The organism is Cyclobacterium sp. 10D3-21, assembly GCF_055809755.1.
On the sequence record NZ_CM147924.1, the window covers coordinates 1170872 to 1185795 of the forward strand.

The window sequence follows — 14924 nt, forward strand, 5'->3', positions numbered from 1 at the left end:
TTGTTTTAGCCCCTTAGGGATTATGCTTCTTCAGTTGCGAATTCTGATGTAGGAATACAACTACACATCAGGTTGCGGTCTCCATAGGCAGCATCAATTCTTCCAACAGATGGCCAAAACTTGCGCTCTCTGACAAAAGGCAAAGGGTAAGCAGCTTTTTCTCTACTGTAAGGGAGTTCCCAGGTGTCTGAAATGACAACAGCTGCTGTATGAGGAGCATTTTTCAGAACGTTAGATACTTTGTCTGCTATTCCTTCTTCAACCTCTCTGATTTCTTGACGAATGGAGATCATTGCATCGCAAAACCTATCCAGTTCCTCTTTGGATTCTGATTCAGTAGGTTCCACCATAAGGGTTCCCGGTACCGGGAAAGAAACAGTAGGGGCATGAAAGCCATAATCCATTAGTCGTTTCGCAATGTCCTCTACTTCCACACTGGCTTCTTTAAATGCCCTACAATCGAGGATCATTTCATGAGCCGCCCGTCCATTGGTACCTGTATACAAGATTGGGTAATCCGACTCCAGACGTGATTTAATATAATTGGTGTTCAGAATGGCGATTCTCGTGGCTTTGGATAAACCTTCTTCACCCATCATGGCAATATAAGCATAAGGAATAGGCAATATACTTGCGCTACCAAAAGGAGCTGATGATATAGGGGTAATGGCTGCTACTCCTCCTGTTTTGACATAAGGATTTCCTGGTAAGAAAGGAACCAAATGCTTGGCCACACAAATAGGTCCCATGCCTGGTCCGCCTCCTCCATGAGGGATGCAGAAGGTCTTGTGGAGGTTCAGGTGACAAACATCAGCGCCAATCATTCCGGGACTTGTAAGCCCCACTTGAGCGTTCATATTGGCGCCGTCCATGTATACCTGACCACCATATTCGTGGACAAGTTCGCAGATTTCTTGTATGGCTGCTTCAAAGACGCCATGCGTAGAAGGGTAAGTAACCATTAAGGCTGAAAGTTGGTCCTTATGGGCAGCTGCTTTTTCCTTAAAAGCGTCTACATCTATATTCCCTTTTTCATCACAAGGAATGATTACTACCTTCATGCCCGCCATCACTGCTGATGCAGGGTTGGTCCCGTGGGCTGAGGAAGGGATTAATACTACGTTCCTAAAATCTTCTTCTCTGCTTTGATGGTATGCTCTTATCACCATAAGTCCTGCATATTCACCTTGGGCTCCCGAGTTGGGCTGCAGGGAAGTGTCAGCAAATCCAGTGATTTCGCTCAACCAATTCCGAAGATCTTGAAACATTTCATAATATCCCGCTGCCTGATTCTGTGGAGCAAAAGGGTGTAATTGGCCAATTTCTGGCCAGGTAACAGGAATCATTTCGGTTGTTGCATTAAGCTTCATTGTACATGAGCCTAATGAAATCATGGAATGCACCAATGAAAGGTCCTTGTTCTCTAGTCTTTTTAAATAACGCAACATTTCATGCTCCGAATGGTATTTTTGGAATACCTCATGTTCCAGGTAAGTGGATTCACGTTCTAGGGAAGAGGGTATAGTTGCCTCAATTTGACTAGGGATTTCAGGGATTTCCGGTTGAAGTTTATTGGTGGATTTAGCAAATACCTCAAAGATCTCAACGACATCTTGCCTGGTTTTTGCTTGGTCAAAGCTCAATAAAATATGTTCACCTTCATACCTGAAATTTAGCTTTTTAGACAGGGCAAAAGCACTAATTTTTTCTTTCTGTACTTCATCTACTTTGAAACGAATGGTGTCAAAATAAGCTTCATTTATTTGCTCAAAGCCAAGTTTACCAAGCCATTCCGATGTCATTACAGCCAAACCATGCGTACGTGAAGCAATGGCTTTTAGTCCTTTAGGGCCATGGTATACCGCGTACATGCCAGCCATCACGGCCAATAAAACCTGAGCAGTACAGATATTGGAAGTAGCTCTTTCCCTTTTGATATGTTGTTCCCTGGTCTGTAAAGCCATTCGGTAAGCATTGCGTCCTGAATTGTCTACCGAAACGCCTATTATTCTACCCGGCATTTGTCTTTTAAAAGCTTCCTTGGTAGCGAAAAATGCCGCATGAGGCCCTCCAAATCCCATAGGAACACCAAAACGCTGGGTGCTTCCAATGACCACATCTGCGCCCATTTCTCCCGGAGGCTTAAGTAAGGTGAGACTCAAAAGATCTGTGCTAAAGGCAGTGGAAACTTCATTTTCAATGGCTGAAGCTACAAGGGTACTGTAATCGATAACCTCACCATCGGAATTTGGATATTGTATTAAAACCCCAAAAATATCTGGGTCAGTCAGGTCAAGATCTGATAAGGGACCGATTTTCAAGGATATACCTATTGGGCTGGCCCTGGTTTTTAGTACCTCTTTTGTCTGTTCAAAAACCTTTTCATCTATAAAGAAGGTCTTGGCTTTTTTCTTGCTTTTTCCTTTGCTTGCGTTCAGCATCGCCATGGCTTCCGCTGCGGCAGTTCCTTCATCCAGTAGCGAGGCATTGGCCAACTTCATTCCTGTAAGTTCACTGACCATGGTCTGGAAATTAATCAAAGCTTCCAATCGGCCCTGAGCTATTTCAGCCTGATAAGGCGTATATGCCGTGTACCATCCTGGGTTTTCCAGGATGTTTCGCTGGATGACAGCAGGCACCAAAGTATCATAATAACCCAATCCAATATAAGATTTGAAAATTTGGTTTTTACTTACGGTGGCCTTAAAAGTTTTTAGAAATAGATTTTCTGAAAGAGGAGGGGGTAATTGTAAGGGTTGCTTTAACCGGATGTTTTTTGGGATAGTTTCATCTATTAAAGTTTCCAGGGAGTCCACCCCTATGGTTTTAAGCATTTCCTGAAGATCATTTTCAGAGGGTGAAATATGCCTATTTCTAAATTTTTCGGATGAAGAGAGATTGATTTTCATAAAAAGATAAAATATGATTAATTTTGGCCAGCCAATATATCTTGTAACGATTCGCAAAGGTAAAAATATTAGCTGATTTAGGTGTTTAATTGATGCTTAAATATCTTCTTATTAACCTTTTGAAATTTACTGGGCTTAGCAGATTGTACTATTTAGTAATCACTTAAATATATAAAATGAAAAATAAATCAACTTTTGTTGCTGTATTGCTTATTGTCGCCTTTTCCTTTCCGATTTTTGGGCAAGTAGACCTCTCCTTAAAATATGCTTCAACGATACAGGGGAGTGATTTAAAAAAACACCTGACTTATTTAGCGTCGGACGAACTGAAAGGACGGGACACAGGTAAAGAGGGACAAAAAACAGCCGCAGAGTACCTGATTAATTTTTATAAGGACAAAAACCTAAAAGGCCCGGTTGATGGAAGCTATCTACAGCCTTTCCAATTGTCTAGTGTTAGTTGGAAGGAAGTATCCCTCAAAGTAGGCAAGAACAAATTAACCTTGAATGAGGATTTTGTTTTTGTTGGGGATGCCGATATGAAGAAAAAAAAGAAGTCAGAATTGGTTTTTTTAGGTCTGGCGACTGACGAAAACCTTTCAAGGGTAGATGTAGAAGGGAAATTGGTAGGCTTATGGGCCATTGGAGAAAGTTTAGGTGAAGCAGTAGCTAAGGTAATGGAAGCCGGCGCGGCCGGCGCCATCATCGTAACCATGGAAGGGCAAGCGAACTTTGATAGGATGGCCAACAGGTACAAAACTTTGTCTGGAAAGGGGAGAATGGGGTTTGATAAGCCTACAGAGCAAAAACCAGTATTTATGGTGAGTTCAATAAAGATGGGGGAAATCTTCGAAACGGCAGTGGGGGATTTGAAAGAAGCAGCGAAAAATGATCCTTCAGTGATTCCGGTTCAGAAAGTCGTGTATCAAGTGATAAAACAGAAAGATTTAGTAAATACTGAAAATGTGATGGCCTTTCTGGAGGGAACGGATAAAAAGGAAGAGGTTCTCGTGATTTCTTCTCATTATGATCATGTAGGTGTGGGTAGTACGGGTGAGATATACAATGGCGCGGATGATGACGGATCTGGTACAGTTTCCGTGATGGAGATTGCAGAAGCTTTTTCACAAGCGGCAAAAGATGGATACAGGCCAAGGAGAAGCATCCTGTTTTTAAATGTTACTGGTGAAGAGAAAGGCTTACTTGGGTCTGAATATTATTCAGAAAACCCAATTTTCCCTCTGAAAAACACCGTGAACAATATCAATATTGACATGGTAGGCAGGATTGATTATGAATACCAGGATGCAGAAAATCAGGATTATATTTATGTAATAGGTTCTGAGATGTTGTCCTCCCAACTTAAAATTGTCAATGAATACAACAACATTACTTATACCAATTTGATTTTGGATTACAGGTATGACGCTGAGGATGATCCCAATAGGTTTTATTATCGTTCTGATCATTACAATTTTGCCAAGCATAATATTCCTGTGATTTTCTTTTTTAACGGGGTCCATGATGATTATCACCAGCCAACAGATACCGTGGATAAGATCGAATTTGAATTGATGGAAAAGCGGGCCAGGTTGATATTTCATACTGCCTGGGATTTGGCCAATAGAGCACACAGAACGCCTGTGGATCGCGTCAATAACCGAAATGAAAGATAATATTTGTCACCAATTAGTGAGATTTAAAAAGGGTTGGGCTATAGTTCCAGCCCTTTTTTTATGGTCTCACCATTTTCAAAAAATGTCTTTTCAATAGGATTTGAATTCAATGCGCTGGGTTTTCCTGATGCAGTTTCCCTCAATTTATTTGCCCATTGATAGTAAAGGGTGAAATTTAAGCGGGAAATGCTTCTTTGGCAAGGTGAGCGTTAATCAATTCCTGCTGTTGAAAGGTTTTAGGGATAATTTTTCAATGAAATAAAAAGATTGAGTATATTGATTAATTATTTATATCCTGATACACTAGCGATAACCATGAAAAAAATATTCCTAAGTCTTTTTGTAGTTTGCCTAATAGGTAAGGTAAATGCGCAGCAAGTTCCTGATAAATCGATTCAAATAAAGATGGCAGTCATGGCTGCTCCAGAGGATTTTAAGAAAGGGGCCAAAGTTTATGGTTATGATGCCAGTGGGGAATGGGCAGTTTTGAGGGAAGGAAATAATGAAATGATCTGTATAACGGATGATCCCAATGCAGATGGATTCAGTGTTTCTTGCTATCACAAAGACCTTGAGCCTTTTATGGAGCGAGGCAGAACCCTTAAAAAAGAAGGTAAGAATTTTAAGCAGATATTTGATACACGTGAAGAGGAAGCCAAAAGCGGAGAATTGAAAATGCCTGATGCTCCGGCATCTCTTTATGTCTTGACTGCGGATAAAGCTGACTTTGATGCTTCCAATGGAAAGGTAGACAAAACATATCTTCGTTATGTGGTCTATATCCCTTGGGCTACTCAAGAAAGCACAGGCTTGGCTTTAAAACCTGATGTTCCAGGAATGCCGTGGATTATGAACCCTGGCACTCACCGCGCCCATATTATGATCAGTCCTCCCAAGGAATAGGCCAATATCAAGCCAACATCAATATAGATATTGAAGTGCTATTCTGTTTTTATCCTCTGGGTTCTGAGGATTTAAACCCATGACTTATAAATATCAATTGAAATAGTAGGGCCGTCTGGTTTATCCGGAAAGGATATGGCTTTTCTAACCATTTTAAATTTCGAATGAAAGCTACATTTAAAACCTGGAAGACCAGTAGAGGTATCTACCTCCAATTTCTTGAAGGCTACACCTTAGATCAGTTAAACAGAATACCTCAGGGATTTAACAACAACCTTATTTGGAATATTGGGCATGTTATCGTGGCCCAGCAGGGGCTTGTTTATAAAGGTGCAGGTTTGCAAGGACATGTGTCTGATGAGTTGTTCAGGAAATACGGAATTGGAACCAAGCCCAATGAGCCAGTGACAGCTGCTGAACAAGAAGAATTGAAATCGCTTTTAATCGGTTTAATAGCGCAAACTGAATCAGATTATAATAGTGGAACATTTACTTCTTTCCATGAAAAAACCACCAAAACAGGTTTTCATCTGAGCTCTGTTGAAGATGCTATTGTTTTCAATAATTTCCACGAAGGCCTGCATTTGGGCTATATGATGAGTATTCGAAAATTCGTTTAAACGCGATTGCCTTTTCTGGTTAATTTCAAAACGCATGGAGGTTACATACCTACCAATTCGAGTGCCTTATTGATTGCGGCTTTGTTTTTTATCAATGCGGCATCATTTTCCATTTCATCTAGTGCCTGATTGAAGGGTTCAGTTCTGACAGGACCATCATAACCGATGGTTACCAAGCCTTCCAAAAATGATTTAAGGTTGATTACCCCGGTTGCTAGTGGCAGCTCACGTTTGCCGTCTACCTGGGTTTCCCTGCTGAATCCAATTCTGGCATCATTGATATCCACTACCACAATGTCCTCGGGCTTTAGCTGGAGGATGTCTTCCTTACTGTCATTGGCAGTGTACCAATGAAAAGAGTCCAGTACAAAACCAACATTGCTTTGGCCGGTTGCCGCTATGAGTTCTTTTCCTTCTTTCATTGAGGATATAAATGGGTATCGGTAAAGCGTAACCAAGGGTCTTGTTCCAAGGTATTCCAGGCCCAGACGAATGCCATGATCCTTCATCACACGTGCGCATTCACCAAGGCGATAAGCATGTTGCTTCATGTTCTCACTGTACGAAAGGTGTTCATCGGAAGAAATGATCCAGGTATTGATGCGGGTAGCCCCTTGTTTTTCCATGGCCTCACAAAATTTCCCTAACGCTTTAAAGTCCTCATGAAACCTACGTTTGTCCTTTCTGAATTCCACAGGGATATTGGTTGAACCATAACCAATATTATGTCGCTTCATTTTCTCCGTCAATGCTGATAATTGGTACTGGGAGTAATGGTCCATCACTTCATTGACGAATGGGCTGATGCTTTCATATCCATAGGCAATGGCATAATCCAGTGTTTGCTCAAGATTTGCTTTGACGCCGATGATTCCTGGATTGAGAGCTATTTTAAATTTTCTTACTTGCTTTGTTTTAGGGTGTGAATTAGTATAACCAAAAGAGCCTGAGGTCAATACAGCAAGTGAGGTTGTGGTTAAAAACTTTCTTCGATTCATAGCAAAAAGGAATAAGTAAGTTTTGTTTCTTATGACAAAGTAGTAAAATTTAGCCATTGGATAATTGGATAAATTATAAATTAAGGTTCGTTTTCACGAGTCCATGTGATAATTTGCCCGAAAATAAATAGATAAGCAGGAATAATTCTTTACTTTCCCTACCCAAACATAAACCTTAACAACAATGAAAATTATACGTATTCTTTTGCCTTTGTTTTTCATGACACTTTCGGGCCTGATCGCTCAGGAGAGTAGGGTATTTGATGCTTTGACCATGGATAGTAAGATTCTTGACATGGAAAGGAAGTTTGCCGTTTACCTGCCGCCAGGTTATGAGTATTCACAGCGCTCTTATCCTGTGCTTTACTTGCTGCATGGGGCAGGAGATGACCAAACTGGATGGGTTCAATTTGGGGAAGTACAGCGAATTGCTGACCAGGCGTTCAAAGATGGTACTGCCACCCCAATGATCATCGTCATGCCAGATGCCAATACTGGTCAAAGAGGTTATTTTAATGATATCACGAATGATTGGCGCTATGAAGACTTTTTCTTCGAAGAATTAATGCCGTATGTAGAGTCTCAATACCGCATCAAAAGTGTGAAAAAGTACAGGGCCATATCTGGTCTGTCCATGGGTGGTGGTGGCACCTATTTCTACGCCATGCATCGACCGGATTTGTTTTCTTCAGCTTGTCCATTAAGTGCTTCTTTGAGAAATAGCAGTTTCGAGGATTTCGAGGAAAGAATGGTTAAAAACAAGGTGGAGGTGAAAGATAAAGCTGCACTCCAGACCTATTTTGACAAGCACCAGGCCTTAAGACAACTTGAATTGAATGATCCTGAAGCCATTAAATCAGTAAAATGGTTTTTTGATTGTGGGGATGATGATTTCCTTTATGAAGGAAATAGTCTGGTACATATTGCGATGCGGAAAATGGAAGTGCCTCATGAATTTAGGATTCGTGATGGGGCCCATAACTGGACTTACTGGAGAGATTCCCTTCCGGTAGTTCTTGCATTTATTTCAAAAACTTTCCACCAATAAAAAGGTAGGCGCGAATTTATTCAGTATAGACTTTAAAAATTGGATCCAAGCATAAAAACAAATAGGTGATTAAATTACCTATTTGTTTTTATGCTTGCTTTTTTTCTTCATTTGGTTCCTGTTCCTTTTGGCTTTGCTGTTTTTATCTCCTCGCTTTTCCTCTTTTTCCTTATAAGCATTTGGCGGGCCTTTCTTTTCATGAAAAGCGCCCTTAAAATCAGGATCGTTCCCTCGTTTTTGTTTGTCTATTTCTCTTTCGTATGCCTGCTTTTCTTCAAAAGGAGTTTCGTGTAAGGTAATGTCTCTAGGTATTGGCTGCTCAGTTACAATCATTCTTATGATGGTCTCTATCTTTTCGAAGTGGAAAGCTTCAGCAGGATTTATAAAGGTAGCTGCTTTGCCCTCATTTTCAGCCCTTCCTGTTCGGCCTATACGGTGGACATAATCTTCATAAATCAAGGGTACGTCAAAATTGATCACATGGCTTACCATACTTACATCTAGCCCCCTTGCTGCTACGTCGGTAGCTACAAGTATTTTCACCTCTCCTTTTTTGAAGTCATCCATGCTGTTGATCCTCGTATTCTGACCTTTATTGGCGTGAATCACCCGTATACTTCCTGAATGATGATTTTGGAGGTATTTATAGACAGTGTCTGCATTGATACGAGATTTGGTAAAGATGATGCCTCTTTCAAAATCCTCCTCCATTACAAGTTTTTCCAGCAGACTTAATTTCGTTTTAATATTGGGAACAAAATATTTTATCTGTTCGATTGTTTCCGCAGTTGTTGCTTGAAGAGCGACCTCTACTCTTTCAGGGAATTCCAGAAAATCAAAGGAGAGGTTTTCTACCCGTTGGCTAAAAGTAGCCGAGAAAAGTAGATTTTGTCTTTTAACGGGGATGACTTCCAATATGGCTTTGATTTGGGGGAGAAAGCCCATGTCCAGCATTTTGTCGGCTTCGTCCAAAACCATCGTCTTGATGTCTCTGGTATAAATTTCGCCTTTTTGATAAAGGTCATAGAACCTGCCCGGAGTGGCAATTATGATATCGACACCTTCTTGAAGCTTTTCTATCTGTGGCTTAGGGCCAAGGCCTCCATAAAGGCATACGTACCTAAGGTCAGTGTATTTACCAAACTCCCTAATGGCTTCTTCAATCTGTATGACCAACTCCCTGGTGGGGGCCATGATTAATGCTCTGGGGTGGTGTCCTTGTGCATACTTTACTTTAAAAAGTAGAGGCAAGACATAGGCTGCAGTTTTGCCGGTCCCTGTTTGCGCAATTCCCAAAATATCATGACCAGCCAGTGCCAATGGTATTGCTTTTTCCTGGATAGGAGACGGTTTTTCATAACCCATTTCCTTCACAGCATTTAAAAGTTGGTTATTGAGCTTAAAATTATCAAAAGATGGTAGCTGATCGGACATGATTTTATAAATTTAGGAAAATATTGAGAGGTGTTTCGACCCATGCACCTACCCATTAAAAATAAATGCTATGAAAAGAATACTAATCCGTAATGCAAATATAGTAAATGAAGGTAAGATTATACGAGGTGACGTGTATATAAAGGAGGGGTTGATTTTTTCAGTAGGTGGTGACTTGTCTGGTTACGAAGCGGATATAGACATAGATGCCAGTGGGAAGTACTTATTTCCAGGCCTAATTGATGATCAGGTTCACTTTAGAGAGCCTGGACTGACCCATAAAGCCGAGATTTATACTGAAAGTAAAACGGCTGTATCGGGTGGCGTTACCAGTTTTATGGAAATGCCAAACACGATCCCTCAAAGTACAACCCATGAGCTACTGGAAGAAAAGTATGCAATTGCAGCCGGGAAGTCACTAGCGAATTATTCCTTTTATTTAGGTGCTACCAATGACAATATTGAAACCATAAAAAGTGTAGATGCCAAAAATATTTGCGGGGTGAAGGTTTTTCAAGGCTCCTCTACAGGCAATATGTTGGTAGATAATCCCAAGAGTCTGGAAGCTATATTCAGAGAATGCCCTATTTTAATCGCTACTCACAGTGAGAATGACAATATCATCAAGGCAAACTTGGAGAGGTTTAAGAAGGAGTATGGGGAAAATGTTCCTGTCGAACTTCATCCCAAAATCCGTACTGAAGAGGCCTGCTATGACGCTTCGAAAATAGTTGTGGACATGGCGCGTATGTATGGTACCAAACTACACGTATTGCATATTAGTACCGGGAAAGAGGTTGGTTTGTTTGACAATACCCTTCCGCTGGCTGAAAAAAGAATCACGGCAGAAGCTTGTATCCACCATTTGTGGTTTTCTGAAGAAGACTATGCTACAAAAGGAAATTTCATCAAATGGAATCCTGCGATCAAGACAGCGGAGGACAGAGAGACCATTTTGAAAGGAGTCCTGGACGGTAATATAGATGTCATTGCCACGGATCATGCTCCACATACGATTGCGGAGAAAGAGCAATCTTATCTCAAAGCACCTTCGGGAGGACCTCTTTTGCAGCACGGCTTGGTGGTTTTATTGGAGATGTATCATGATGGTAAGATAAGTTTAGAAAAAATTGTAGAAAAAACGAGTCATAACGTAGCCATTTTGTTTGAAATTGAGAAGCGTGGTTATTTGAGAGCAGGATATTTTGCGGATTTAGTTTTGGTAGATTTGGATGATGAATGGGAAGTCAATAGGGAAAATGTACATTCTAAATGTGGCTGGTCTCCTTTTGAGAGGCAAAAATTCCGATCCAAAGTCACCCATACCATTGTGTCCGGACATTTAGCTTATGAGAATGGCGCCTTTAATGAAGAAAAAATGGGAGAAAGGCTTAAATTTTCAAGAAATGTGTAGGTAAGTATTGCGTGACTGAAAAAAGCATATTACCTTTGCATTCCCATCTGATAAAAGAATCAGAAAAGGATTAAAAATGGTGATTGTAGCTCAGCTGGTTAGAGCGCTGGTTTGTGGATCCAGAGGTCGCCGGTTCGAAACCGGTCTTTCACCCCAAACCCTCCCTATTTATAGGGAGGGTTGTTTTTTTTATAGTTGCTAATTGTTATTCAATTGTCTTCAATCTTTAATTCATATCAATGGGGTGTCCCGCACTCTTTTGCTTGTTGATGGGTTGAAAATCAGTAAGTTAGGGGGTGTTTAAGAAGAGTTTTTACTGACCGCTCCCGTTGGTGATGCTATCCTCAATATATGGCATGTTATTTGATAAGCGTCCGTAATAGAATTCATTTAATTTTAGTAGATCATGTTTAAGTTACTTCAGCCTTCGAAAAAAATCCCCAAAATCAGATATGTTAATATAAATCAGGTTCAGATGTATATGATAAAGTTTGAGGAATCAATCAGGAATTTTGAGAAAATTCAAAAGGAAAGCGCTTGATACGAAAATGAAAATATTTAATTCCGAGAGAACTCTAGTTGAGTTCTTTTTTTTGCCCAAAAATTAAGCGTACCTCTATCATTTCACTTATTTACTTTAGTTTTTATGTCAAATATTTTTCTTTACGAAGTATTAAAGTATTTTTATGAAAACCTCAAACTTTTGTTTAAATGAGCTATATACACTTCGATAAGACTCAACTCATCAACCTTAATTACTCCTTGGATAAGGAGATCATACGATCCAACCCCTTGGGTTGCTATACGAGTACAACGATTATCGGCTGCAATACCAGGAAATATCACGGACTCTTGGTTGCCCCACAACCTCAAATAGACGGACAGCTACACGTGCTTCTTTCCAATGTTCACGAAACCATTGTACAAAAAGATGCTGTCTTTAATTTGGGTATCAATAAATATCCAGGTAATTATTCTCCAAGGGGACACAAATACCTTGAGGATTTTGATTCTGAGCCAATCCCCAAGCTTACCTATAGAGTGGGAGGAGTTGTTTTAGAAAAAGAGATTATTCTAGACTCTACTGAGGACAGGGTCATGATTAGGTATACTTTGGTGGATGCAGTTATCCCCACTAAATTAAGGATTAACCCATTTCTTGCTTTTAGGGGTTATCATACTCTTTCCAAAGCCAATACTTATGTAAATAAAAAAACCAAAAAAATCAAGAATGGCGTACAGGTTCAGCTCTATGATGCCTATGATCCCTTATCCCTTCAGATTTCAATGGTCAATGAATTCGTGCCCGTGCCAGATTGGTTCTATAATATAGAATACATCAGAGAAATTGAACGCGGATATGATTATCAGGAAGATTTATATGTCCCGGGATATTTTGAGTTTGAAATGGAAAAAGGGGAAAGTGTTATTTTTGCTGCTGGGTTGAAAATAGCTGAAACAGATGAACTGCATAATAAGTTTAACGAAGAAATAAAACGAAGGATTCCCAGAGATAATTTTGAAAACTGCTTAAAAAATTCGGCAGGACAGTTTATTTGCAGACGAGATGGTGAAACACGCGTAATAGCAGGATACCCCTGGTTTGGCTGGTGGGGAAGAGATACCTTTATCGCATTGCCCGGAATTACCTTAACCATGGGGAATAACAAAACATTCCTGGATGTCATGGACTCCATGTCCAAAGATTTGCAGGGAGCGATGTTTCCAAATGTAGGGAGTGGGGTATTGACAAATATGAACTCAATAGATGCTCCATTATGGTATTTCTGGACATTGCAACAATATATTATTTTCACTGGGGACAAAGAAACCATTCTGGCCAAATACATAGAAAAATGTAAAGGCATCATCGATGGTTTTAAAAAAGGAACAGTATTTAAAATTCATGTACAGGAAAATGGCCTTATTAGTGGAGGAGTTGAAGGGGTAGGTTTGACCTGGATGGATGCCGTAACAAAGGATGGACCGGTTACTCCAAGAATAGGTAGTCCTGTAGAAATCAATGCCTTGTGGTACAATGCTTTGTGCTTTTACCATGAAATGACTGGTGATGAGGAAGTTAAAGAGTTAGCGGATAAAGTGGCAGAATCCTTTGTGGAAGGATTTTGGTCTGAGAAGAAAGGCTACCTGGCGGATGTAATAGACAATGAAGAAAAAGATTGGTCCATACGGCCAAATATGGTGTTTGCAACATCTTTGCCTTATAGCCCATTAACCAACGAGCAAAAGGACAAGATTTTAGAAGTAGTAAAGACCAATTTATTTACCAATCGTGGCCTAAGGACTTTGGCACCTAGTGATCCAAGGTACAGGGGCTACTACAAAGGTGATCAATACGAAAGAGACAATGCCTACCATCAGGGGACTGCCTGGCCTTGGTTATTGGGACATTTTGCTGAAGGTTATTTGAAATTACATGGCAAGCAAGGAAAGAAACTCGTGGAAACCATGATCAGTAGCTTTGATGAGGTAATGACCCAATATGGGATAGGTACCATAGCTGAAATTTATGAAGGAGACCCCCCTCACAGGCCAAAAGGAGCCATATCACAGGCTTGGAGTGTAGGTGAATTGTTAAGGATGAAATATTTAGTCAACAACTTGTAAAGGGACCACATATGAAAGTATTAATGTTTGGTTGGGAATTCCCTCCTCATATTTCCGGTGGCTTAGGTACTGCCTGTTACGGTTTAGTGAAGGGAATGGAACACCACAAACAAGATGTTATTTTTGTTGTCCCAAAGTTATGGGGAGATGAAGATCCATTGGCGGAGTTTGTAAATGCTAGTGATATTGAAATTGATTATAGGGAGCGCCGCTTTCGGGACATTTGGAAAAGCCTTACTTATCTAGAAGTGAGTTCTTTCCTCGTGCCTTATTTAAGCCCTGAGGAATACAGTAACCATACCGAACGTCTACTAAAAGACCAGGACGAACTCGAAACTGGTGTGCTTGCCAATAAATTTAATTTTAGTGGAAAATATGGCAAGGACCTGATTTTAGAAGTGTCACGTTATGCTTTGGTAGCTGCACAGATTGCGAAGGATAAAAAATTCGACCTGATTCATGCCCATGACTGGCTTTCATTTCCTGCAGGTATAGCCGCCAAGAAGATAAGTGGTAAACCAATGATAGCACATGTTCACGCAACAGAGTTTGATCGATCAGGCCAGACGGTGAACCAGAGAGTATATGATATTGAGAAGGCGGGAATGGAAGCGGCTGATAAAATTATCGCTGTAAGTCAACTCACAAAAAATACAATTGTTTCCAAATATGGCATCCCGGAAGACAAGGTTACTGTTGTTCACAATGCAGTATTGGATACAAGTATAATTAAGTCAAATGTAGTTAAGAAAGTGCCTGAAAAAATAGTGACATTTTTAGGCAGAATAACCTTCCAGAAAGGGCCTGAATATTTCGTAGAAGCCGCTGCAAAGGTGCTTCAGAAGGATGAAAATGTCAGGTTTGTGATGGCAGGATCAGGAGATCTACTGAATCGGATGATTCAAAGAGTGGCGGAGTTAAGGATAGGTACAAAATTTCATTTTACCGGATTTCTTAAGGGAGATGATGTAGACAAAATGTTTGCTTTGAGTGATGTATATGTTATGCCTTCTGTATCGGAACCCTTCGGGATTTCACCCTTGGAAGCTGTAAGACATAATACACCAGTGATCATTTCCAAGCAGTCGGGAGTAGCAGAGGTGCTGCAAAATGCAGTAAAGGTAGATTTTTGGGACATTGATGCGATGGCGGATGCTATTTTTGCGCTTTTACATTACAATGGAATTTCCAAAATGTTTCAAGAAATGGGAAGAGAAGAACTAAAAAGGCTCAAATGGGAGCACGTTGCCGAAAAGGTAATTGGGATTTATAAGCAAACCGTTAACCAATAGAA

Annotated in this window: 10 protein-coding genes and 1 tRNA gene; 8 read left to right on the forward strand and 3 right to left on the reverse strand. The window is 40.4% G+C overall.

What is annotated here, in order from left to right; translation table 11 throughout:
- Positions 1-20: 20 nt before the first annotated feature.
- Positions 21-2909 (reverse strand): aminomethyl-transferring glycine dehydrogenase, encoded by a 2889-nt coding sequence (gene gcvP, locus AC0L7T_RS04975; RefSeq protein ID WP_473341379.1) that lies wholly within the window; start codon positions 2907-2909, stop codon positions 21-23.
- Between the two features lie 176 nt (positions 2910-3085).
- Between gcvP and AC0L7T_RS04980 the strand changes: the two genes are divergently transcribed.
- From AC0L7T_RS04980 to AC0L7T_RS04990, 3 genes are all read left to right on the forward strand, one after another.
- On the forward strand, positions 3086-4585 hold the full coding sequence (locus tag AC0L7T_RS04980; protein WP_473341380.1) for a M28 family peptidase: 1500 nt from the start codon (positions 3086-3088) through the stop codon (positions 4583-4585).
- Between the two features lie 315 nt (positions 4586-4900).
- On the forward strand, positions 4901-5488 hold the full coding sequence (locus tag AC0L7T_RS04985; RefSeq protein WP_473341381.1) for a hypothetical protein: 588 nt from the start codon (positions 4901-4903) through the stop codon (positions 5486-5488).
- Between the two features lie 164 nt (positions 5489-5652).
- Positions 5653-6108, forward strand: coding sequence for a DinB family protein (locus tag AC0L7T_RS04990; RefSeq protein ID WP_473341382.1), 456 nt, complete (start codon positions 5653-5655; stop codon positions 6106-6108).
- A 41-nt stretch (positions 6109-6149) separates the two neighbouring features.
- On the opposite strand, the gene AC0L7T_RS04995 is transcribed toward AC0L7T_RS04990, so the two are convergent.
- A complete protein-coding gene (locus AC0L7T_RS04995) occupies positions 6150-7106 on the reverse strand; it encodes a sugar phosphate isomerase/epimerase family protein (protein WP_473341383.1) in 957 nt (318 codons plus the stop codon).
- A gap of 184 nt (positions 7107-7290) precedes the next feature.
- On the opposite strand from AC0L7T_RS04995, the gene AC0L7T_RS05000 reads away from it, so the two are divergent.
- Complete coding sequence (locus AC0L7T_RS05000) at positions 7291-8154, forward strand: alpha/beta hydrolase (RefSeq protein WP_473341384.1); 864 nt, start codon at positions 7291-7293, stop codon at positions 8152-8154.
- Positions 8155-8232: 78 nt separating this feature from the next.
- Here the strand turns inward: AC0L7T_RS05000 and AC0L7T_RS05005 are convergent, their stop codons facing one another.
- Positions 8233-9588 carry a DEAD/DEAH box helicase gene (locus tag AC0L7T_RS05005; RefSeq protein WP_473341385.1) on the reverse strand — a complete coding sequence of 452 codons (1356 nt, stop codon included), beginning with the start codon at positions 9586-9588 and terminating at the stop codon, positions 8233-8235.
- A 70-nt stretch (positions 9589-9658) separates the two neighbouring features.
- Between AC0L7T_RS05005 and AC0L7T_RS05010 the strand changes: the two genes are divergently transcribed.
- From AC0L7T_RS05010 to AC0L7T_RS05025, 4 genes are all read left to right on the forward strand, one after another.
- Positions 9659-11002: a dihydroorotase gene (locus tag AC0L7T_RS05010; protein ID WP_473341386.1), complete on the forward strand. Its 1344-nt coding sequence runs from the start codon at positions 9659-9661 to the stop codon at positions 11000-11002.
- 79 nt (positions 11003-11081) lie between these two features.
- Positions 11082-11158, forward strand: a tRNA-His gene (locus tag AC0L7T_RS05015).
- A gap of 555 nt (positions 11159-11713) precedes the next feature.
- Entirely contained in the window at positions 11714-13630 is a 1917-nt protein-coding gene (locus AC0L7T_RS05020; protein ID WP_473341387.1) for an amylo-alpha-1,6-glucosidase, read from the forward strand.
- A gap of 11 nt (positions 13631-13641) precedes the next feature.
- Complete coding sequence (locus AC0L7T_RS05025) at positions 13642-14922, forward strand: glycosyltransferase family 4 protein (RefSeq protein ID WP_473341388.1); 1281 nt, start codon at positions 13642-13644, stop codon at positions 14920-14922.
- The last annotated feature ends 2 nt before the right edge of the window (positions 14923-14924 follow it).

What these genes read in the sequence shown, in the direction of transcription:
- AC0L7T_RS05020 (WP_473341387.1), top strand. Translation starts at nt 11,714, where the DNA reads ATGAGCTATATACACTTCGATAAGACTCAACTCATCAACCTTAATTAC.
- AC0L7T_RS05005 (WP_473341385.1), bottom strand. Translation starts at nt 9,588, where the DNA reads ATGTCCGATCAGCTACCATCTTTTGATAATTTTAAGCTCAATAACCAA.
- gcvP (WP_473341379.1), bottom strand. Translation starts at nt 2,909, where the DNA reads ATGAAAATCAATCTCTCTTCATCCGAAAAATTTAGAAATAGGCATATT.
- AC0L7T_RS04990 (WP_473341382.1), top strand. Translation starts at nt 5,653, where the DNA reads ATGAAAGCTACATTTAAAACCTGGAAGACCAGTAGAGGTATCTACCTC.
- AC0L7T_RS04980 (WP_473341380.1), top strand. Translation starts at nt 3,086, where the DNA reads ATGAAAAATAAATCAACTTTTGTTGCTGTATTGCTTATTGTCGCCTTT.
- AC0L7T_RS04985 (WP_473341381.1), top strand. Translation starts at nt 4,901, where the DNA reads ATGAAAAAAATATTCCTAAGTCTTTTTGTAGTTTGCCTAATAGGTAAG.
- AC0L7T_RS05000 (WP_473341384.1), top strand. Translation starts at nt 7,291, where the DNA reads ATGAAAATTATACGTATTCTTTTGCCTTTGTTTTTCATGACACTTTCG.
- AC0L7T_RS04995 (WP_473341383.1), bottom strand. Translation starts at nt 7,106, where the DNA reads ATGAATCGAAGAAAGTTTTTAACCACAACCTCACTTGCTGTATTGACC.
- AC0L7T_RS05010 (WP_473341386.1), top strand. Translation starts at nt 9,659, where the DNA reads ATGAAAAGAATACTAATCCGTAATGCAAATATAGTAAATGAAGGTAAG.
- AC0L7T_RS05025 (WP_473341388.1), top strand. Translation starts at nt 13,642, where the DNA reads ATGAAAGTATTAATGTTTGGTTGGGAATTCCCTCCTCATATTTCCGGT.